This window comes from Mycolicibacterium chubuense (assembly GCF_001044255.1).
GTDB lineage: Bacteria > Actinomycetota > Actinomycetes > Mycobacteriales > Mycobacteriaceae > Mycobacterium > Mycobacterium chubuense.
In genome coordinates this window covers 1-20,520 of sequence record NZ_JYNX01000088.1, presented here as the reverse complement: position 1 = coordinate 20,520, position 20,520 = coordinate 1, and the positions used below count along the sequence as shown (strand labels likewise).

The 20,520-nt window shown below is 68.9% G+C and carries 19 protein-coding genes and 2 pseudogenes; 9 read left to right on the top strand and 12 right to left on the bottom strand.

Features of this window, described 5'->3' with window-relative positions; all coding sequences use genetic code 11:
• Positions 1–2: 2 nt before the first annotated feature.
• Positions 3–1,019 (bottom strand): Rv2578c family radical SAM protein, encoded by a 1,017-nt coding sequence (locus MCHUDSM44219_RS26790; RefSeq protein ID WP_048421316.1) that lies wholly within the window; start codon positions 1,017–1,019, stop codon positions 3–5.
• A 54-nt stretch (positions 1,020–1,073) separates the two neighbouring features.
• Here MCHUDSM44219_RS26790 and helR point away from each other — a divergent pair, with 54 nt between their 5' ends.
• On the top strand, positions 1,074–3,257 hold the full coding sequence (gene helR / locus MCHUDSM44219_RS26785; protein WP_048421315.1) for an RNA polymerase recycling motor ATPase HelR: 2,184 nt from the start codon (positions 1,074–1,076) through the stop codon (positions 3,255–3,257).
• A gap of 4 nt (positions 3,258–3,261) precedes the next feature.
• On the opposite strand, the gene MCHUDSM44219_RS26780 is transcribed toward helR, so the two are convergent.
• A complete protein-coding gene (locus MCHUDSM44219_RS26780) occupies positions 3,262–3,681 on the bottom strand; it encodes an Rv2576c family protein (protein WP_109777997.1) in 420 nt (139 codons plus the stop codon).
• A gap of 265 nt (positions 3,682–3,946) precedes the next feature.
• Here MCHUDSM44219_RS26780 and urtA point away from each other — a divergent pair, with 265 nt between their 5' ends.
• The 6 genes from urtA (at position 3,947) to MCHUDSM44219_RS31455 (ending at position 9,374) form a co-directional block, all read left to right on the top strand.
• A complete protein-coding gene (gene urtA / locus MCHUDSM44219_RS26775) occupies positions 3,947–5,212 on the top strand; it encodes an urea ABC transporter substrate-binding protein (RefSeq protein ID WP_048421313.1) in 1,266 nt (421 codons plus the stop codon).
• A gap of 7 nt (positions 5,213–5,219) precedes the next feature.
• Positions 5,220–6,104, top strand: coding sequence for an urea ABC transporter permease subunit UrtB (gene urtB / locus MCHUDSM44219_RS26770; protein WP_048421312.1), 885 nt, complete (start codon positions 5,220–5,222; stop codon positions 6,102–6,104).
• Entirely contained in the window at positions 6,101–7,201 is a 1,101-nt protein-coding gene (gene urtC / locus MCHUDSM44219_RS26765; protein ID WP_048421311.1) for an urea ABC transporter permease subunit UrtC, read from the top strand. The genes urtB and urtC overlap by 4 nt, the downstream gene beginning before the upstream one ends.
• Before the next feature lie 56 nt (positions 7,202–7,257).
• Positions 7,258–8,013, top strand: coding sequence for an urea ABC transporter ATP-binding protein UrtD (gene urtD / locus MCHUDSM44219_RS26760; RefSeq protein WP_413783657.1), 756 nt, complete (start codon positions 7,258–7,260; stop codon positions 8,011–8,013).
• Positions 8,010–8,705 (top strand): urea ABC transporter ATP-binding subunit UrtE, encoded by a 696-nt coding sequence (urtE, locus tag MCHUDSM44219_RS26755; protein ID WP_048421309.1) that lies wholly within the window; start codon positions 8,010–8,012, stop codon positions 8,703–8,705. Before urtD ends, urtE begins: the two co-directional genes overlap by 4 nt.
• Positions 8,706–8,825: 120 nt before the next feature.
• Positions 8,826–9,374 carry a hypothetical protein gene (locus tag MCHUDSM44219_RS31455; protein WP_236695594.1) on the top strand — a complete coding sequence of 183 codons (549 nt, stop codon included), beginning with the start codon at positions 8,826–8,828 and terminating at the stop codon, positions 9,372–9,374.
• Positions 9,375–9,498: 124 nt separating this feature from the next.
• Here MCHUDSM44219_RS31455 and hisS read toward each other — a convergent pair whose 3' ends face one another.
• Together hisS and MCHUDSM44219_RS26740 are read right to left on the bottom strand one after the other, a co-directional pair.
• Positions 9,499–10,758, bottom strand: coding sequence for a histidine--tRNA ligase (gene hisS / locus MCHUDSM44219_RS26745; RefSeq protein ID WP_048421308.1), 1,260 nt, complete (start codon positions 10,756–10,758; stop codon positions 9,499–9,501).
• Positions 10,755–11,420 carry an MBL fold metallo-hydrolase gene (locus MCHUDSM44219_RS26740; protein WP_048421307.1) on the bottom strand — a complete coding sequence of 222 codons (666 nt, stop codon included), beginning with the start codon at positions 11,418–11,420 and terminating at the stop codon, positions 10,755–10,757. Before MCHUDSM44219_RS26740 ends, hisS begins: the two co-directional genes overlap by 4 nt.
• Before the next feature lie 118 nt (positions 11,421–11,538).
• Between MCHUDSM44219_RS26740 and MCHUDSM44219_RS26735 the strand changes: the two genes are divergently transcribed.
• Entirely contained in the window at positions 11,539–12,435 is an 897-nt protein-coding gene (locus tag MCHUDSM44219_RS26735) for a peptidylprolyl isomerase (RefSeq protein WP_048421306.1), read from the top strand.
• Positions 12,436–12,444: 9 nt separating this feature from the next.
• Here the strand turns inward: MCHUDSM44219_RS26735 and MCHUDSM44219_RS26730 are convergent, their stop codons facing one another.
• Positions 12,445–12,783, bottom strand: coding sequence for a hypothetical protein (locus tag MCHUDSM44219_RS26730; RefSeq protein WP_048421305.1), 339 nt, complete (start codon positions 12,781–12,783; stop codon positions 12,445–12,447).
• A 52-nt stretch (positions 12,784–12,835) separates the two neighbouring features.
• On the opposite strand from MCHUDSM44219_RS26730, the gene MCHUDSM44219_RS26725 reads away from it, so the two are divergent.
• Positions 12,836–13,360 (top strand): helix-turn-helix domain-containing protein, encoded by a 525-nt coding sequence (locus tag MCHUDSM44219_RS26725; RefSeq protein WP_048421304.1) that lies wholly within the window; start codon positions 12,836–12,838, stop codon positions 13,358–13,360.
• A gap of 12 nt (positions 13,361–13,372) precedes the next feature.
• On the opposite strand, the gene MCHUDSM44219_RS26720 is transcribed toward MCHUDSM44219_RS26725, so the two are convergent.
• The 7 genes and pseudogenes from MCHUDSM44219_RS26720 to secD all read right to left on the bottom strand — a co-directional run.
• Entirely contained in the window at positions 13,373–15,667 is a 2,295-nt protein-coding gene (locus MCHUDSM44219_RS26720) for a RelA/SpoT family protein (RefSeq protein WP_236695598.1), read from the bottom strand.
• Positions 15,668–15,786: 119 nt separating this feature from the next.
• Positions 15,787–16,335, bottom strand: a complete 549-nt coding sequence (locus MCHUDSM44219_RS26715; RefSeq protein WP_048421303.1) for an adenine phosphoribosyltransferase — start codon at positions 16,333–16,335, stop codon at positions 15,787–15,789.
• Positions 16,317–17,723: pseudogene (locus MCHUDSM44219_RS26710) on the bottom strand (ABC transporter substrate-binding protein); the annotation flags it as partial. The gene MCHUDSM44219_RS26715 and the pseudogene MCHUDSM44219_RS26710, both read right to left, overlap by 19 nt.
• 6 nt (positions 17,724–17,729) lie before the next feature.
• A complete protein-coding gene (locus tag MCHUDSM44219_RS31805; RefSeq protein ID WP_413783656.1) occupies positions 17,730–17,846 on the bottom strand; it encodes a hypothetical protein in 117 nt (38 codons plus the stop codon).
• A pseudogene (locus tag MCHUDSM44219_RS31445) lies at positions 17,838–18,167 on the bottom strand (hypothetical protein); the annotation flags it as partial. The gene MCHUDSM44219_RS31805 and the pseudogene MCHUDSM44219_RS31445, both read right to left, overlap by 9 nt.
• A 15-nt stretch (positions 18,168–18,182) precedes the next feature.
• A complete protein-coding gene (gene secF, locus MCHUDSM44219_RS26700; protein ID WP_048421301.1) occupies positions 18,183–19,457 on the bottom strand; it encodes a protein translocase subunit SecF in 1,275 nt (424 codons plus the stop codon).
• A 3-nt stretch (positions 19,458–19,460) separates the two neighbouring features.
• Positions 19,461–20,520: protein translocase subunit SecD (gene secD, locus MCHUDSM44219_RS26695; RefSeq protein ID WP_048421300.1), on the bottom strand; the 1,060-nt coding region annotated here is incomplete at its 5' end.

Here is a 20,520-nt window from a genome sequence, read left to right as displayed (position 1 = left end):
GATCAGAAGAGGGCGGCCTGCACCGGCACGGGGGCCGGAAGCGGCCGCGGGGTGGAGCTCTCCCGGAAGGACCGGCCCGGCGTCAGACCGTGCCTGGCCACCAGCGGCGCCGCCCGTCGCGCCAGCATCGCCCGGTAGTCGGCGGGCAGGTACGCGCCGCGCCGGTACAGATGCCGGTACTCGGCGACCAATTCCGGATGCGCCCGGGCCAGCCAGTCCATGAACCAGCCGCGGGTGGAGCCGCGCAGGTGCAGACCGAACACGGTGACGCTCGTGGCCCCGGCGGCGGCGATGCGGCCCAGCAGGTCGTCGAGGTGGGCCTCGGAGTCGGTCAGCCGGGGCAGCACGGGCGCCACCATCACATGGCAGCTCAGGCCCGCCTCCCGGATGGCGGCGATCAGCCCGAGCCGCGCCTGCGGTGTCGGCGTCCCGGGTTCGATGCTGTTGTGCAGCAACGGATCCCCCACGGCCAGCGACACCGCGACGCTCACCTCGACGCTGCGCGCCGCATCGGTCAGCAGCGGCAGATCGCGCCGCAGCAGCGTGCCCTTGGTCAGGATCGAGAACGGCGTGCCCGACTCGGTGAGCGCACCGATGATCCCGGGCATCAGGGCGTAGCGGCCTTCAGCCCGCTGGTAGGGATCCGTGTTCGTGCCCAGCGCAACGGTTTCGCGCGTCCACGACCGGCGGTGCAATTCCCGCCTCAGCACCTCGGCCACATTGGTCTTCACCACGACCTGGGTGTCGAAATCGTGCCCGATGTCGAAGTCCAGATACTCGTGCGTGGGCCGGGCGAAGCAGTAGCGGCAGGCGTGCGAACAGCCGCGGTAGCCGTTGACCGTGTACTGGAACGGCAGCATCGATGCGGCCGGGATCTTGTTCAGGGCCGACTTGCACAGCACCTCGTGGAACGTCATGCCCTGGAACTCCGGCGTGCGCACGCTGCGGACCAGACCGATACGTTGCAGACCCGGCAGCGCCCCGTCGTCGACGTCCACCCCTTGATTCGACCACCGCATACCCCATGCGAACATGTGTTCGATCGGCTGTCAAGCACTACCGTGGGTTCTGGCATGTCAACTCATGGGTACGAAGAGGAACTGCAGTCGGAGCGGCGGTACGTCGGCCGACTGTACGAGCGGCTCGACGCGGAACGCACGCGGGTCAAGGACCGGTACGCCGGGGCGCTGCGCGGCACGGGCGGCACGCTCGTGGAGCGCGACGCCGAGGTGCGGGCGCTGGCCCGCCAGATGGCACGGCTGAACGTGGCCGACAGCGGCCTGTGCTTCGGCCGGCTCGACAGCGTCGACGGGGAGACGATCTACGTCGGCCGCATCGGCATCCTCGACGAGACCGACGAATTCGCGTCGCTGCTGGTGGACTGGCGCGCACCCGCGGCCCGGGCGTTCTACGTGGCGACCGGCGCGACGCCGGAGAACATGCGCAGGCGCCGGCAGTTCCACACGATGGGCCGGCGGGTCCTCGACTTCACCGACGAGATCCTCGGCCGTCCCGGCGACGCCGAGCGCGGGGGACGCGGGGACGCGGCGCTGCTCGCGGCGGTCAACGCACCCCGCGGCGACGGGATGCGCGACATCGTCGCCACCATCCAGGCCGAGCAGGACGAGATCATCCGCTCCGACCACCCCGGCGTGCTGGTGATCGAGGGCGGACCCGGCACCGGCAAGACCGTGGTGGCCCTGCACCGGGTGGCCTATCTGCTCTACACCCAGCGCAAGCGGATGGAGAGTCACGGCGTGCTGGTGGTCGGCCCGAACGCGGCCTTCCTCGACCACGTGGGGCGAGTGCTGCCGTCGCTCGGGGAGACCAACGTGGTGTTCCTCACCCCCGGCGACCTGGTCCCGGGGCTGCGGGTCGCCGCCCGGGACACCCCGAAGGTGACGCGGCTCAAGGGATCACTCGCGATGCTGGACGTGCTCGCCGCCGCCGTCGCCGACCGGCAGCGCGTCCCGGACGAACCGGTGCCGATCGACCTGGCCGACGTGTCGGTACGCATCGACGCCGAAACCGCACAGTGGGCCATCGAGGAGGCACGGGCCACCGGCAAGCCGCACAACGACGCCCGCGCGGTGTTCGTCGACGTGGTGACCTGGGTGCTCACCGAGCGGGCGATCGCCAAGATCGGCCGCGGCTGGCTGAGCCGGGAGGACCGCACCGCGTGGGAGCACTTGCGCTCCGAACTGGTCGACGAACTCGACGACCACCGCGGATTCGCGGCCGCGCTGGACCGGTTGTGGCCGACGTTGACACCGGAAACGCTTCTGGCCGAGCTGTATTCGTCACCGGAACGGTTGCGTGCTGCCGGGGCGGACGCGGCGCTGCTGCGCACCGAGGGCGACGCCTGGACGGTCGCCGACGTGCCGCTGCTCGACGAGCTCGTCGACCTCCTGGGTCGCGACAGGGCGGCCGAGGCCGCCGCCGAACAGGAACGGCGCGAGGAAGCCGCCTACGCCGCCGGCGTGCTGGATCTGATGATCGGGCGCGAAGACCTGATGGACGACGAGGACCAGCTGCTGGCCTCGGACGTGATCGCCGCCGAGGACCTGGCCGAACGCTTCGAGGAGCGCGACACCCGCGAGCTCGCCGAACGTGCTGCGACGGACCGGGATTGGACCTACGGGCACGTCGTGGTCGACGAGGCCCAGGAATTGTCGGCGATGGAGTGGCGGGTGCTGATGCGGAGGTGTCCGCGGCGCTCGTTCACCGTCGTCGGGGATCTCGCGCAGCGCCGGTCGGCGGCCGGTGCGACGTCGTGGGGGGCGATGCTCGACACCTATGTGCCCGGCCGGTGGCTCTACCGTCCGCTCGCGACGAACTACCGCACCCCGAGCGAGATCATGGCTGTCGCCGCCGCGGTGCTCGCCGAGTTCGCGCCGGACGTCGCTCCACCGGAGTCGGTGCGGTCCTGCGGGGTGCCGCCGTGGTCACGCCGGGTCACCGAGGACGAACTGCCCTCTGCGATCGAGGATTTCGTGCGCGCCGAGGCCGCGTCCGAGGGCACCAGCGTGGTGATCGGACCGTCGGGCACACCCGGTGCCGTCGCTCCGTCTGACACCAAGGGGCTGGAGTACGACGCGGTGCTCGTCGTCTCCCCCGAACGGATCCTGGCCGACGACCCGCGCGGGGCGGCCGACCTCTACGTGGCGCTCACCCGCGCCACCCAGCGGCTGGGTGTGCTGCACACCGGGCCGCTGCCGGCGGCACTGCAGGGACTGACCGTGCAGCGGTCGGGCTAGCCGATCACCACTGGGTGCCCTGGCACAGCGGGCTGTAGGGATGATCTCCCTGGATGACGATCTGCCCGTCGATCGCGACCTCGCAGTGCGCGTTCGGTGCCGCCTGCCCACCCTTGGTGGTGCTGCTCGCCCACACGTAGGCCCACTGGGGGTCGGTCAGCGTGGTCTCGAAGGTCCAGGGCTGGCCGGGGGCGATGGTGACGGACTCGCGCTTGAGGTACGCGTAGGCGTCGGCGTTGTAGGCCGCCTTGTCCGCCGGCTGGTTGACCAGATACGTCACGTCGAACTGATACGGCCCTGCGGTGCTCACCGTATAGCGGACCTGATGGCCGGCCGGCTGGGCGCTCGCCGCGCCCGGGCTGAGCGCAAACGCTGCGGCCGCGACCATCAGAGACGCCCCTACCTTGGCTGTAGCTTTTCGCATGTCGGTCACATCGTCCGACGGTACCCAACCGTTACGCACGCGCGCAGAGCTCGCGGACCGAAGAGGTTAACGGCAAACCAACGCCCGCGCGCGGCAACAGGTTAACCGTGTTGTCACACACAGACATTTGACAGAAACACAGGCGCTCTAACGTCCCGATGCGACACCGGTGAGTGTCGACAATCTCGCCCTTCCCACTTTCGTTCAGCACTTCGACACGACGTTCGCCGCAGGTGAACGGTGTCGACACGCAGAAAGGCCGTACATGGAGCACCCTCGGCGTCACCCGTCCCGACGCACCGCACTCGCCGCGGGAAGCATTGTCGCGGCGGTCAGCCTGCTGTTGGCGGGCTGTGGGAGCAAGGCAACCGAGACAGATTCAGCAAACGCCGAGTCGTGCGTGGACACCTCAGGCTCGACCATCAAGGTCGGATCGCTGAACTCCCTGTCGGGCACCATGGCGATCTCCGAGGTCACCGTCCGCGACTCGATCAAGCTCGCGGTCGACGAGATCAACGCCGCCGGCGGGGTGATGGGCAAGCAGCTGCAGCTGATCGGTGAAGACGGCGCGTCCGAGCCCACCGTGTTCGCCGAGAAGGCCGAGAAGCTGATCAGCAGCGACTGCGTCGCCGCGGTGTTCGGCGGCTGGACCTCGTCGAGCCGCAAGGCCATGCTGCCCGTGTTCGAGAGCAACAACTCGCTGCTGTACTACCCGGTGCAGTACGAGGGTCTGGAGTCCTCGCCCAACATCTTTTACACCGGCGCGACCACCAACCAGCAGATCGTGCCCGCGCTGGACTATCTGAAGGAGAAGGGCGTCAAGTCGCTGTACCTGGTGGGCAGCGACTACGTTTTCCCGCAGACGGCCAACCGCATCATCAAGGCCTACGCCGGCGCCAACGGCATCGAGATCAAGGGCGAGGACTACACGCCGCTGGGCTCGACCGACTTCTCCACGATCGTCAACAAGGTGCGCACCGCCAACGCCGACGCCGTGTTCAACACCCTCAACGGCGACTCGAACGTCGCCTTCTTCCGCGAGTACAAAAACGTGGGCCTGACGCCGCAGGACATGCCCGTGGTGTCGGTGTCGATCGCCGAGGAGGAGGTCGGCGGCATCGGCGTGCAGAACATCACCGGGCAGTTGACCGCGTGGAACTACTACCAGACCATCGACACCCCGGTGAACCAGAAGTTCGTCGCCGCCTACAAGAAGGCCTATGGCGCCAACAAACCGACCTCGGACCCGATGGAGGCCGCCTACGTGTCGGTGTACCTGTGGAAGAACACCGTCGAGAAGGCGAAGTCGTTCGACGTCAAGGCTATTCAGGACAACGCCGGCGGTGTCACGTTCGACGCCCCCGAGGGGTTGGTGACCATCGACGGCGAGAACCATCACATCACCAAGACCGCCCGCATCGGCGAGATCCGGCCCGACGGCCTGATCTACACGATCTGGGAGTCCCCCGGCCCCATCGAGCCGGATCCGTTCCTGAAGTCCTACCCGTGGGCCGCCGGACTGTCCGGCTGAGTCGCGCATGGATGTCCTGATCGGGCAGCTGGCAACAGGATTGAGCCTCGGCTCGATCCTGTTGCTGGCCGCGCTGGGCCTGTCGCTGACGTTCGGCCAGATGGGCGTCATCAACATGGCGCACGGCGAGTTCATCATGGCCGGGTGCTACACCGCCTATGTGGTGCAGCAGGTCGTCTCCAGTGCCGGTGTCTCGCTGATCATCTCGCTGGCCGTCGGATTCCTCGTCGGCGGGGCGATGGGCGCTCTGCTCGAGGTCGGCTTGATCCAGCGGATGTACGACCGGCCGCTGGACACGCTGCTGGTGACCTTCGGCGTCGGCCTGATCCTGCAGCAGGTGGCGCGCGACGTCTTCGGCGCCCCGGCGGTCAACGTGGTGGCGCCGGCGTGGTTGTCCGGCGGCATGGAGGTCTTCGGCGCCGTGGTGCCCAAGACCCGCATCTTCATCCTGGTGCTGGCCGTGGTCTGCGTCGCGGTGTTGGCCACCGTGTTGAAGGTCAGCCCGATGGGCCGTCGCATCCGCGCGGTCGTGCAGAACCGCGACCTGGCCGAGACCAGCGGCATCTCGTCGCGCAGGACCGACATCACCACGTTCTTCATCGGATCCGGCCTCGCGGCGGTGGCCGGCGTGGCGCTGACGCTGATCGGTTCCACCAGCCCGACCATCGGCCAGAGCTATCTGATCGACGCGTTCCTGGTGGTCGTGGTCGGCGGCCTGGGCCAGATCAAGGGAACCGTGATCGCAGCGTTCGCGCTCGGGTTCCTCAACTCGTTCATCGAGTACAACACCACGGCGTCCCTGGCCAAGGTGATCGTCTTCGTGATCATCGTGATCTTCCTGCAGGTACGCCCGCAGGGTCTGTTCACCGTGCGGACAAGGAGTCTCGTGTGAGATCGCTTCTCGGCCGCTGGCAGACCTGGGCCGGGTTCGGCGTCGCGGCAGTGGTGCTGTTCGTGGTCGCCCCCGCGATGCTGTCGGACTTCCGGCTCAGCCTGCTGGGCAAGTTCCTGTGTTTCGCCATCGTCGCGGTCGGCATCGGCCTGGCGTGGGGCCGCGGCGGCATGCTGGTGCTCGGCCAGGGCGTGTTCTTCGGCCTGGGCGGATACATGATGGCGATGCACCTCAAGATCGCCGACGCGCAGCTGCGCGGCGACGAGGTACCCGACTTCATGCAGATCCAGGGCATCCGCGAATTGCCCTCGTACTGGCAACCGTTCGCCTCCCCAGCGGTGACCCTCGCGGCCATCGTGGTGATCCCGACCGGCATCGCCGCGGCGCTCGGCTTCGGCGTGTTCAAACGCAGGGTCAAGGGCGCCTACTTCGCGATCCTGTCGCAGGCGCTGGCCGCCGCGCTGGCGATCCTGCTGGTCGGGCAGACCGGACTCGGAGGGTCCAACGGGCTCAACAGATTCCGCACGTTCTTCGGGTTCACACTCAACGACCCGGTGAACCGTCGGATGCTGTACTTCATCGCCGCGGCGGTGCTGCTGATCGTCGTCGCCGTGGTGCGCCAACTGATGCAGAGCCGCTACGGCGAACTGCTGGTGGCGGTCCGCGACGGCGAGGAGCGGGTGCGCTTCCTGGGCTACGACCCGGCCAACATCAAGGTGGTGGCCTACACCGTCGCAGCGCTGTTCGCCAGTATCGCCGGGGCGTTGTTCGCGCCCATCGTGGGGTTCATCGCGCCGTCGCAGGTCGGCATCCTGCCGTCGATCGCGTTCCTCATCGGCGTCGCGATCGGCGGGCGCACCACTCTCCTGGGTCCGGTACTGGGTGCCATCGGGGTGGCCTGGGCGCAAACCCTGTTCTCCGAACGCTTCCCGTCGGAGTGGACATATGCCCAGGGCCTGCTGTTCATCGTCGTCGTCGGCTTCTTCCCCGCCGGGCTCGCGGGGCTGGGCGTGGTGCTGCGGCGCCGACGCAGAAAGCCCCCGGCGCCGGCTGAGCAGGAGGCGCCGGACACGGAGACGGTAGGGGTGAGCTCGTGACCGAGGTCGACGCCGGCACCGCGGGCAAGGAACCCGTCGAGGGTGGCAACGCCGGGATGGGCACGCAATACCTCGAAGTGCGCGGCCTGACCGTCGATTTCGACGGTTTCAAGGCGGTCAGCGACGTCGACCTGACGCTGTTCCAGGGCGACCTGCGGTTCTTGATCGGGCCCAACGGCGCCGGCAAGACCACGGTGATCGACGCCATCACCGGCCTGGTGCCCGCCACCGGGTCGGTGAACAAATCCGGCGTGGAACTGCTCGGCAGAAAGGTGCATCAGATCGCCCGCCGCGGAGTGGGACGCACGTTCCAGACCGCGAGTGTGTTCGAGCAGCTGACGGTGCTGCAGAACCTCGACATCGCCGCCGGTGCCGGACGATCGGTGTGGACGCTGCTGCGCCGGCGCCGCGGCGTGCTGCCGGCCATCGAGCAGGCACTGCACACGATCGGTCTGACCCACCTCGCCGACCGCCCCGCGGGCGTGCTGGCACACGGACAGAAACAATGGCTGGAGATCGGCATGCTGCTGGTGCAGAACGCCGACGTGCTGTTGCTCGACGAACCGGTCGCGGGGATGAGTACCGAAGAGCGCGAGGAGACCGGTAATCTGTTGCGGCGCATCGGAGCTGAGCGCACCGTGGTGGTCGTCGAACACGACATGGACTTCATGCGGGCATTCGCGACGTCGGTGACGGTGCTCGCGCGCGGCCAGGTGATCGCCGAGGGATCGGTGGCCGAGGTGCAGGCCAACCCCAAGGTGCAGGAGGTCTACCTCGGGACCGCGGCCGCAGGCGCGGAAGGGATCGCATGACACTGCAACTCGTCGACGTCCATACCGGCTACGGCCGCAGCGAGGTCATCCACGGCGTCAGCCTCGAGGTCCCGGCCGACGGCGTCGCCGCGGTGATGGGCCACAACGGTGCCGGCAAGACCACGCTGCTGCGCGCCGCGGTCGGACTGCTCAAATGCGTCAGTGGCCGAGTGCTTTTCGACGGTGAGGACATCAGCAAACTACGACCCAGCGCCCGGGTGGCCCGCGGCCTGGCCTACGTGCCGCAGGGCCAGCAGTCGTTCGGCCAGTTGACCACCGCGGAGAATCTGCAGGTGGTCGCCGACGGTCGCAAGAACGGCAAGGCGCTGATCGACGAACAGCTCGACCTGTTCCCCGCTCTCAAGGAACTGCTCACCCGCCGCGCCGGTCTGCTCTCCGGCGGCCAGCGCCAGCAACTGGCGATCGCCCGCGCCCTGATCACCTCGCCGAAATGCCTGATCCTCGACGAGCCGTCCGAGGGCATCCAGCCGTCGGTGGTCGCAGAGATCGAGGCGGCCATCACCGCGCTGACCGATCGCGGTGATCTCGGCGTGCTGCTCGTGGAACAGCACATCGGTTTCGCGCTGGAGTCCTCGCAGCGGTATTACATCCTCGAGGCCGGCCGGGTCACCTCCAGCGGCACGGGCGGTTCGGCGTCGGAAGCCGACGTCCGCGCCGCGATGGCCATCTGACCTCCCTCCTGCGCGAGCTGGGCGTGCGTCCCTGCGCGAGCGTGCGTGTCTGCGGTCGACACGCCGACTTTTTGGCCGACAATCCGCACGCTCGCCGCGAACAATCGGCACGCTGAGGCCATGGCCGCAGCCGTCGAACCCGTTGTGCTCGCCGAACAGGGCGGGTTGGTGGTCGTCGAGCAAGGGGCCGACATCGTCGTGATCGACCGCGGCAAGGGCCCAGCGGAGGTCACGGCGTTCGTCCTGGGCGTGCTCACGCTGGTCTTCCTCGGCTTCGGTGCGGTAGCCGTGCTGTCGGCGGTGTTCGGTGGGGAGGCGCCGCAGTTCGGGATGATCGGCGGGGCCGTTCTGGTAGCAGGCGTCGGGTTCGCAGCGGCGACGGTGTCCACCCTCGCGGCGATACGCCGCAGGCGCCGGCGTCCGCTGCAGTCGTTCACGCCGGTGGCCGTGTTCGATCGCGCCCACCGCGTGTACCGGGACGGCACCGGCGCGGTCATCGCGCCGCTGGACGAGGTGCGGTTCGAGCGCCGGATGCAGATGACGTCCAGCTCGCCGAAGCTCGTCGCCGTGACACCAGCGGGCGAGCGGATCCTCAAGCGCGGCAACCCGTTCGGCGGCGACGTCGGCACTCTAGACGCAGTGCTGACTGCTGCCGTGTTCGGGCGTTGACCGCGTGCGGCGACCGGCGAGCGTGCGCGATCTCCCGCAATTGCGCGGCGCGTCGCCCGCAGACACGCACGCTCGCGAAGGGGGAGGTACCGGTACCCCCCGGCTCGCGCGAAGGGGGGGAGATTCAGGCCAGCTGGGCGAGGACGTGGGCGACCACATCGCCGACCGCGACGTCGACCTGCTCGCCGGTACCCAGTGTCTTCACCCCGACGGTGCCGCCCTCCAGGTCGCGGTCCCCCGCCACCAGCGCGATCGCGGCACCCGAGCGGTCGGCGCCCTTCATCGCGCCCTTCAGGCTGCGGTCGCCGTAAGCCATGTCCACCCGCACGCCCGCCGCGCGCAGTTGCGCGGCCAGCACCGCCAGCCGGATCTTGGCGTCCGCGCCCAGCGGCACCGCGTACACATCGACGCGGGCCGTCTCACCCGCGGTCTTGCCCTCGGCCCGCAATGCCAGCAGCGTGCGGTCGACACCGAGCCCGAACCCGATGCCCGACAGGTCGCGCCCGCCGAGCTGACTCATCAGCCCGTCGTAGCGGCCGCCGCCGCCGATCCCGGACTGCGCGCCGAGCCCGTCGTGCACGAACTCGAACGTCGTCTTCGTGTAGTAGTCCAGCCCGCGCACCATCCGCGGATTGATCACGTACGGCACCGCCAGGGCATCGAGGTGCGCGAGCACCGTCTCGAAGTGTTCCTTGGCGAGGTCGGAGAGATGGTCGAGCATCAACGGTGCCTCCGCCGTCATCTCCTTGATGTGCGGCCGCTTGTCGTCGAGTACCCGCAGCGGGTTGATCTCGGCACGCCGCCGCGTTTCTTCGTCGAGGTCCAGACGGAACAGGAACTGCTGCAACAGTTCCCGGTACTGCGGCCGGCAGGTGTCGTCGCCCAGCGAGGTGATCTCCAGCCGGAAACCGTCGAGGCCGAGCGCACGGAAGCCGGCGTCGGCCACCGCGATCACCTCGGCGTCGAGCGCCGGGTCGTCGACACCGATCGCCTCGACCCCGACCTGCTGCAGCTGCCGGTAGCGACCCGCCTGCGGCCGCTCGTACCGGAAGAACGGTCCCGAGTAGCACAGCTTGACCGGCAGCTGCCCGCGGTCGAGGCCGTGCTCGATGACCGCGCGCATGACGCCGGCAGTGCCCTCCGGGCGCAACGTCACCGACCGGTCGCCGCGGTCGGCGAACGTGTACATCTCCTTGGAGACGACGTCGGTGGACTCCCCCACCCCGCGCGCGAACAGCGCGGTGTCCTCGAAGATCGGCAGCTCGATGTCGCCGTATCCCGCGCGGCGCGCGGCGCCGAGCAGGCCGGCGCGCACTGCGACGAACTCGGCGGAGTCGGGCGGCAGGTAATCGGGGACGCCTTTGGGCGCCTTGAATTCGGTCACGGGGTCAAACCTTCGAGGAACGGGTTGGTGCGGCGTTCGAGGCCGATGGTGGAGCGCTCGCCGTGTCCCGGTAATACCAGGGTGTCGTCGTCGAGCACCAACAGTTTTGTCAGGATCGAGGTCAGCAGGTCCCGTCCGCTACCCCCGGGCAGGTCGGTGCGGCCCACCGACTGACGGAACAGGGTGTCGCCGGTGAGGGCCACCTCTTCAGGTCCGCCCGCGACCCGGAAAACCACCGAGCCCTGCGTGTGACCGGGGGTGTGGTCCACGGCCACGGTGATGCCGCCCAGGTCGAGCTTGTCGCCGTCGCGGTCGAGTTCCACGACCTGCTTGGGTTCGCGGAACAGCGCCCCGAACGCCTTCTGCGCGACGCGGGGACCGAAGCCCTTGATCGGATCCCTGAGCATGTGGCGGTCGGCCGGGTGGATGTAGGTGGGGCAGCCGTAGGTGTCGGCGACCTTCTGCGCGGACCACATGTGGTCGATGTGGCCATGGGTGAGCAGGACCGCGGCCGGGGTGAGCCGGTTCTCGTCGAGGATCCGGCGCAACGGACCCATCGCGCGTTGGCCGGGGTCGACGACGATGGCGTCGGCGCCCTGCCGGTGCGCGAGCACGTAGCAGTTGCACGCCAGCACGCCGGCCGGAAATCCGGTGATCAACACGCCGTCAAGCTTCCCACGCGCAGGGCTGCACGCTGTTCAGGAGGGTCGCAGCCGCTTTTCTCAGCCCGTGCTGGCACACTCGGTGCCGACCTGATCGACTTCGAGGAGGACCCGGCCCGTGCCGACGAACGAACAACGGCGAGCCACCGCCAAGCGCAAGCTCGAACGGCAGCTCGAGCGACGTGCCGAGAAGGACCGCAAGCGCCGCCTGTACACGATCATCGGATCGGTGGCTGCAGCGGTCGTCGTGATCGCCGCGGTGGTGGCGACCGTCGTCCTCACCAACCGTGGCTCCAGCACGCCGAGCGCGTCGTCGTCGACCGCCACCCCCACCTCGGCGGCGAACTCGCCGCTCGACGCCCCCGAACCCGGGAAGCCGCCCGCGCTGCCGGCGTTCGCCGCGCCCGAGGGTCTGGGCAGCAACTGCGAGTACCCGAAGTCGACCGAGGCGGCCAGCAAGCCCGTCGAGCCGCCCCGGGCGGGCAAGGTGCCGACGGAGCCCGCCAAGGTCAGCGCGAGCATGGAGACCAACCAGGGCAACCTGGGTCTGGAGCTCGACAACGCCAAGTCGCCGTGCACGGTAAACAGCTTCGCCAGCCTGGCCAACAAGGGCTTTTTCAACAACACCCCCTGCCATCGGCTGACCACCAGCGAGGGGCTCGCCGTCCTGCAGTGCGGTGACCCCACCGGGCAGGGCACCGGCGGACCGGGTTACCAGTTCGCCAACGAATACCCGACCGACCAGTACCAGCCCGACGACCCCAAGCTGCAGCAGCCCGTCGTCTACCCGCGCGGCACCTTGGCCATGGCCAACGCCGGTCCGGGCACCAACGGGAGCCAGTTCTTCCTCGTCTACAAGGATTCGCAGTTGCCGCCGAACTACACGGTGTTCGGCACCATCGACCAGACCGGCCTGGCCACGTTGGACAAGATCGCCGCGGCGGGCACCAAGGAGGGCGGCGACGACGGCGCGCCGAAGCTCGACGTCACCATCAAGTCGCTGCAGCTGGACTGACGCGCCGGCTCAGCCCAGCGCCTCGGCGACCGTCGCGGCGTCGGGCTGGCTGATGACGAGGCGGTCATACCGCTGACCGACCAGGTCGACCCTGATCGCGGGCACGCCTCGCCGGGCGACCGCGAACGTCTTCCGACCCGCGTGCCGCCACGTGCCGATCTTCGTCCGCCCGGGCAGATGCAGTCCCGGAGCGCGCACCCCGGCCACGGCGGAAAGCGGTTGGTCGGCCACCGCGACCGCGGCGACAGCCGACGCCGGCACCCTGATGTTGCCGCGCAGCCCCGCGATCTTCTCGGTCACCGTCAGTCGCACCTCGAGCTGGTCGCCATCGCGACGTAGTTCAGCCATCTCGTCTCCTTTCTCAATATTGAGAATGGTATCAGGGTTGATAATGGCGGGTATGCGGACCGTCGACGTTCTCCTGCACCCCGTGCGCATGCGCATCGTCCAAGCACTGCTCGACGGCGCCACGATGACCGCGGGCCAACTGCGCGACGAACTTCCCGAGATACCGTCCGCGTCGCTGTATCGCCACATCGCCACCCTGGCCGACGCCGGCGTCCTCGAGGTGGCGCACGAAAAGCGGGTCCGGGGCGCCGTGGAACGGGGCTTCCGCCTGCACCTGCCCAACGCCGGCGTGACAGCCGAGGATGCCCGCCGACTCAGTCGCGACGATCACCGCCGCGCCTTCACGGCGTTCTGCACCATGCTCATGGCCGACTTCGACCGCTACCTCGCCACCCCCGGCGCCGACGTCGTCGATGACGGCGTGGGGTTCACCCAAGCCGCCCTGTGGCTCACCGACGACGAACTCGCCGACCTGCGCAGCGACCTCGCGGCCGCGGTCACATCCCGAACAGCCAACGCCCGCAAGGGAACCCGCAAGAAGTATCTGATCGACACCATCCTGATGCCGGCGCGATGACGCCGGGCGAAACTAGGCCGCGGACGTGACCCGGTAGACGTCGTACACGCCCTCCACGTTGCGGACCACGTTCAGCACGTGGCCGAGATGCTTGGGGTCACCCATCTCGAAGGTGAACCTGCTGATCGCGACGCGGTCGTTGGACGTCGTCACCGACGCCGACAGGATGTTGACCTTCTCGTCGGCGAGCACCCGGGTGACGTCGGAGAGCAACCGGTGCCGGTCGAGGGCTTCGACCTGGATCGCGACCAGGAACACCGACGACGGCGACGGCGCCCACTGCACGTCGATGATGCGCTCCGACTGCTGCTCCAGGGAGGCGGCGTTGGTGCAGTCGGTGCGGTGCACGCTCACCCCACCGCCGCGGGTGACGAAGCCCATGATGTTGTCGCCGGGCACCGGCGTGCAGCACTTGGCGAGCTTGGTCAGCACGCCCGGCGCCCCCGGCACCGCGACCCCGACGTCGTCGCTGGTGCGCTGCCGCACCGGCATGGTCGCCGGCGTCGAACGCTCCGCCAGCTCGTCGGCCGCCTCGTCGTCGCCGCCGATCTGGGCGACCAGCCGCTGCACCACATGCCGGGCCGACACGTGCCCCTCGCCGACCGCGGTGTAGAGCGCCGACACGTCGAGGTAGCGCAACTCCCGCGCGAGCGCGGCCATGGTCTCGGCATTCATCAAGCGCTGCAACGGAAGTCCGCCGCGGCGCACTTCACGCGCGATCGCGTCCTTGCCGGACTCGAGCGCCTCCTCGCGCCGCTCCTTCGCGAACCACTGCCGGATCTTGGCCTTCGCCCGCGGCGACACGACGAACGTCTGCCAGTCCCGCGACGGGCCGGCGTTCTGGGCCTTCGACGTGAAGACCTCGACCACTTCGCCGTTCTCGAGCTTGCGTTCCAGCGCGACCAGCCGGCCGTTGACCCGGGCGCCGATGCAGCGGTGACCCACCTCGGTGTGCACCGCGTAGGCGAAGTCCACCGGCGTCGACCCCGTGGGTAGCGTGATCACGTCGCCCTTGGGGGTGAACACGAAGATCTCCTGCACCGCGAGGTCGTAGCGCAGCGACTCCAGGAACTCCCCCGGGTCGGCGGCCTCCCGCTGCCAGTCGAGAAGCTGACGCATCCAGGCCATGTCGTCGATCTCGGTGGCCGCGTGGCCGCCGGGCTGCGCATTGCGGCCCTTGGCCTCCTTGTAGCGCCAGTGCGCGGCGATGCCGTACTCGGCGGTCTTGTGCATGTCGGTGGTGCGGATCTGCACCTCCAGCGGCTTGCCCTCCGGTCCGACGACCGTGGTGTGCAGCGACTGGTACACCCCGAACCTCGGCTGGGCGATGTAGTCCTTGAACCGGCCGGCGATCGGCTGCCAGAGCGAGTGCACCACGCCGACCGCGGCGTAGCAGTCACGCAGCTCGTCGCACAGGATCCGCACACCCACCAGGTCGTGGATGTCGTCGAAGTCGCGGCCCTTGACGATCATCTTCTGGTAGATCGACCAGTAGTGCTTCGGCCTGCCCTCGACGACGGCGTTGATCTTCGAGGCGGCCAGCGTCGCGTTGATCTCGGCGCGCACCTTGGCCAGATACGTGTCGCGCGACGGGGCCCGGTCGGCGACCAGCCGCACGATCTCCTCGTACTTCTTCGGATGCAGGATCGCGAACGACAGATCCTCCAGCTCCCACTTGACAGTCGCCATGCCCAGCCGATGGGCAAGCGGTGCAATGACTTCCAGCGTCTCGCGAGCTTTGCGCGCCTGCTTCTCCGGCGGCAGGAAGCGCATCGTGCGCATGTTGTGCAACCGGTCGGCGACCTTGATCACCAGCACCCGCGGGTCGCGTGCCATCGCGATGATCATCTTGCGGATCGTCTCGCCCTCGGCGGCGGTGCCCAACGCGACCTTGTCCAGCTTGGTCACGCCGTCGACGAGATGGCCGACCTCGGTGCCGAACTCCTGGGTCAGCGCCTCCAGCGTGTAGCCGGTGTCCTCGACGGTGTCGTGCAGCAGCGCGGCGATCAGCGTGGTGGTGTCCATGCCGAGCTCGGCGAGAATGTTCGCCACGGCCAGCGGGTGGGTGATGTAGGGGTCGCCGGACTTGCGCAGCTGATCGGCGTGGCGCTCCTCGGCGACCTCATAGGCCTTCTGCAGCAGGGTGAGATCGGCTTTCGGGTAGATCTCCCGGTGCACCGCGACCAGCGGTTCGAGCACCGGGTTGACGGTGCTGCGCTGGGAGGTCATCCGGCGGGCCAGCCGGGCGCGGACCCGGCGGGACGCGCTGGTCGCGGCCTTGGAGGGGTCCGGACGGGGCAGCTCCATCGGCTGGGTCTCCGGGCCCGCCGTGACGGCGGGGGCAGTCTGGCCCGCACGGGGATCTGCCTGGATATCGCCGGCCATGCTCACCTCCGCTGACTGCTCGCTGTTGGCAGGATATCCGCTCACACGGTGTACAAGGCGGTGACGGGCAACGGATCCAGAACCGCCCGCCCGCCCAGAGCTGCGAGCTCCAGCATCACCACCGCACCGGTCACCGTCGCGCCCGCCGCCTTGAGCAACTGATGGGTGGCCGCCAGTGTTCCCCCGGTGGCCAGCACGTCGTCGATCACGACGATCGACCGACCGGCCAGTTCGACGCCATCGGCGGGTACCTCCAGCGTCGCCGAGCCGTATTCGAGCGTGTAGGTCTCGCTGAGCACCGGCGGCGGCAGCTTGCCGCCCTTGCGGACCGCGAGCACCCCGATGCCGAGCGAGACCGCGACGGCACCGCCCAGCAGGAATCCGCGGGCGTCCACCCCGGCGACCAGGTCGGCGCCGCGGGCGATGTCGGCGATCGCCTCGCTCACCGCGGCCAGTCCGGTCGCGTCGGCCAGCACCGGCGTCAGATCCTTGAACAGGACGCCGGGTTCGGGGAAGTCGGGCACCTCGCGCAGCAGTGACGCGATCACCTCGCCGACCTCACGCGTGCCGCTCACTGGCTCAACTTCCATCGGTCCATGTTCCACCCCGCGCCCCAGCGCGTCGGATTGCCGCTCACCGCATACATCTTCGTCGACGCCAGCAGCGTGCGCTGCTGACGGTACAGCGGCAGCGTGGGCATGTCGCCCCACAGGATGGGGCCCGCCTCGGCGAGCAACCGGGCCAGCTCCTTGGGGTCGGAAGTCACCGCCAGCGTCGAGATGATGCCGTCGATGCGCTCGTTGGCGTAGCGGGGCAGGTTGTTGCCGTTGCCGCTGTGCAGGGTGTAGGCGTCCATCGCCGAGGATCCGGTGGACCCGCTTCCCGCCGCACCGCCGGTGCTCGCGATCAGCACGTCGATCTCGTTGTTGCGCAACGACAGTGGGCCGGTGTTCTCTCCCGCCACGTCCTGCACGGTGATCCCGGCGGGTGCGCAGGACTTCGCGATCGCGCCCACGGTGGCGGCCAGCCGCGCATTGGGCGTCTGGTAGCCGATGCGCACCGTCAGCGGCTGATTGCCCAGCGCGGCCCGGGACGCATCGGGATTCGCGACGGCGAACTCGTTGACCTGCGGGGTGGCCTCCGCGCCGGAGTAGGCGTCCTCGGCCGCGGAGTTCAACCGCGAATTCGCCGGCGGCACCGAGGCATTGCGGGCGATGACGTCACGCGGGGTGCACAGCGCGAGCGCCCGGCGCGCAGGCACCGCGGCCAGCGGGCCCTGCGGGGCGAAGATGAGTTGTTCCACGCCGGCCGACGGCGAATCGGTCCGCGTGTAGTCGTCGGGCAGATTCAGCGTGCCCGACGACCCGGCAGCGATGTCGACGACGTCGAAGGCGCCCTCGTTGACCCGGTCCTGCAGGTCGGCGCTGCGCGGCCACACGGTCACCTTGGCGGTGACCGGCTTGGTGCCCCACCACTTGTCGTTGGCCACCAGCACCACCGCGCCGTCACCGGTGACGCTGTCGATGCGGTAGGGCCCTGAGGACGGGAACCGCTTGAGGTCCAGGTCCGGGGTCAGGTTCCAGGTGTTGTTCCACACCTGCGCGATCCGCTCGACCGCGGGGCCGTCGTTGTTCAGCAGCGCGGTCGTCACGCCGCCGTCGCCCAATCCGAGCTCATCGGCGATGACGTGCGACGGCATCATCGACGTCGCAGCGAACAGCTGCCCGTAGTCGGTGAACGCGCGGTCCTGGGCGAACGAGACGCGGGCCTTCTTCTGCCCCGGCGTGCAGTCGACGGTCGCGATATCGGTGTAGCCGGCCCGACTGGCCGCATCGAACGACGGGAACCGGCCGGACTGTGACGCCCACGCGAGCACCATGTCGTCACACGTGATGGGCTTGCCGTCGGAGTAGACGGCCTCGGGCTTGATCTCGTAGTCGAGCACCAGCACCGAGGCGATCAGCAGCACCTGGATCCANCAGGATCACCGCGTCCGGCGAATGCTCGAGCAACTGCGGCGTGAGGCTCTGCGCATCGCCACATTCGCCGCGGCCAGATCCAGGCGGCTCTGCCCGGGCTTCTGCTTCGCCCCCGCGGTCACGATCACGACCGCCGAGCCGGCGGTCACCGCGATGTCGTCGGAACCCGAGATCCGGCAGTGCGGGACGAAGTCGTGGTCGCCGACGATCTGGCCGTCCGGACCGTGATAGTTGAACCCGGTCAGGACCCGCGCGAACGCCTGCGGTCCCCCCGACGCCGCGCCGGCGACGGTGTTGGTGTTGTACGTGATCAGCGTGCCGTCCACGGCGTAGTCGACCGACTCGGCCGCGCCCTGCGAGCACGAGGTCAGGCCGAGGACGCCGACGACGGCGAGCACGGCCGCGAGGACAGTGACGTGCCGCGCACGGGTGCGGTGGGCCATCGGACCTACCGCTCCCTAACGCTTTCCGGTGCTGCGCTTACCCGACGGGCGTCCCGTCCGGCTCGAGGTCGGCCGCACCGGCCGGGCACCCGGGGCGGGCTTGGCCGCCGGCGGACCGGCGGGCGCGGTGACCGCAGCCGGCTCGACATCGCGTGGCTGCTCGGCCTCGTCGGTGTACGTCGCCTCCGTGCCGGCCGCCTTGGCCGCCGTGGTCTTGCGCCGGTTGAGCACCCGTCGCGTGTGCTTGCTCACCAGGTCGGTGCGCTCCCGGAGGCTGACCAGCAGCGGGGTCGCGAAGAAGATCGACGAGTAGGTGCCGACGATAACGCCGACGAGCTGGACGAGCGCCAGGTCCATCAGCGTGCCCACCCCGAGCAGCCAGACCGCGATCACCATCAGGGCGATGATCGGCAGCACCGAGATCAAGCTGGTGTTGATCGACCGCATGAACGTCTGGTTCACCGCGAGGTTGGCCTGTTCGGCGAACGTCCGCCGGGTGGTGTGCTCGAAGCCCTCGGTGTTCTCCTCCACCTTGTCGAACACGATGACCGTGTCGTAGAGGGAGAAGCCGAGGATGGTGAGCAGGCCGATCACCGTCGCCGGGGTCACCTCGAACCCGACCAGGGCGTACACGCCCGCGGTCACCACGAGGTCGAAAACCAGGGTCAAGAGTGCGGCGATCGCCATGTACCGCTCGTAGCGCACCGTGATGTAGATCGCGGCCAGCACGAGGAACACCACCAGCGCGATCAGCGCCTTCTGTGTGATCTGGCCACCCCAGGTCTCCGACACCGCGGAGTCGCTGATCACCTGCTTGCTCGGCTGCCCATCGGCGCCCTTCGGCTGGAACCTGTCGAACAGCGCGGTCCGCAGCTTCTCGGTCTCGTCGTTGCTCAACGTCTCCGAGCGGATCTGGAAGGTCGCGGAGCCGCCGCTACCGACGACGACCACGGACTCCGGCGGCTTGCCGATGGTGTCGTTGAACACCGTCTCGACCTGCGAGGTGGTGGCCCCACCGTCACCACGCGGGAACGACACCTTGGTGCCGCCCTCGAAATCGATGCCGAAGGTGAAGCCGCGCAACACGATCGCGCCGAGGGCGATCGCGACGATGATCCCGCTGACGCCGTACCAGAGCTTGCGCCGCCCGATCACCTCGAAGGCGCCGGTGCCGGTGTAGAGGCGGACGAAGAAGCCGTGCTTGGGCGCGTCGGCCGCGCCGGCCTCCAGGTCGGGCGCCTCCAGCGCCGTCGACTCGTCGGTGTCGTTGCGTGAACTGCTGCGTGCCATGAGCTATCCCCGTCCCGCCGCGTGCGCGGCCGCTCGGCGTTCGCGTGCGATCTGCTGGACGGCGCCGAGACCGTTGAGCGACGGCTTGGCCATGGTCGGCGACTTCGAGGCGAAGTACAGCAGCGGCCAGGTCACCAGGAACACCACCACCACATCGAGGATCGTGGTCAGCCCCAAGGTGAACGCGAAGCCCTTCACCTGGCCGACGGCGAGGAAGTACAGCACCGCTGCGGCCAGGAACGTCACCGCGTTGCCCGACATGATCGTCTTGCGGGCACGCGCCCAGCCTCGCGGTACCGCGGACCGGAACGAACGACCCTCGCGGATCTCGTCCTTGATGCGTTCGAAGAACACCACGAACGAGTCCGCCGTCGTGCCGATACCGATGATCAGACCCGCGATCCCCGCCAGGTCCAGCGTGTAGTTGATGTAGCGCCCCAGCAGCACCAGGATCGCGAACACCATCGCGCCCGACGCCACCAGCGACAGCGCGACCAGCAGGCCGAGCACGCGGTAGTACAGCAGGGAGTAGATCAGCACCGCGACCAGACCGACCGCGCCGGCGATCAGGCCGGCCCGCAGCGACGACAGGCCCAGCGTCGCCGAGACGGTCTCGGCTTCGGAGGACTCGAACGACAGCGGCAGCGAGCCGTACTTGAGCACGTTGGCGAGTTCACGGGCGGTGTCGGCGGTGAACTGCCCGGTGATCTGGGTGCGGCCGCCCGGGATCGCCTCCTGGATCTGCGGCGCGCTGACCACCTTCGAGTCGAGCACGAACGCGGTCTGGGTGCCGACGTTGGCCGCGGTGAAGTCCGCCCACGTCTTCGAGGCGTCGCTCTTGAACTCCACGTCGACGACGTACTCGCCGCGCTGCTGGTCCAGCCCGGAGGTGGCGTTGGCGATGCCCTCACCGCTGATGATCGACTTGTCCAGCAGGTACACCTCTTTGCCGTCCTGCGAACACGTCACCAGCGGCAGGTTCGGATCGTCGTTGCCGGCCAGCACGTCGTCCTCGCCGCAGCGGGTCGCGGGGAAGCAGGATCGGGTCGAGATCCAGAGCTTC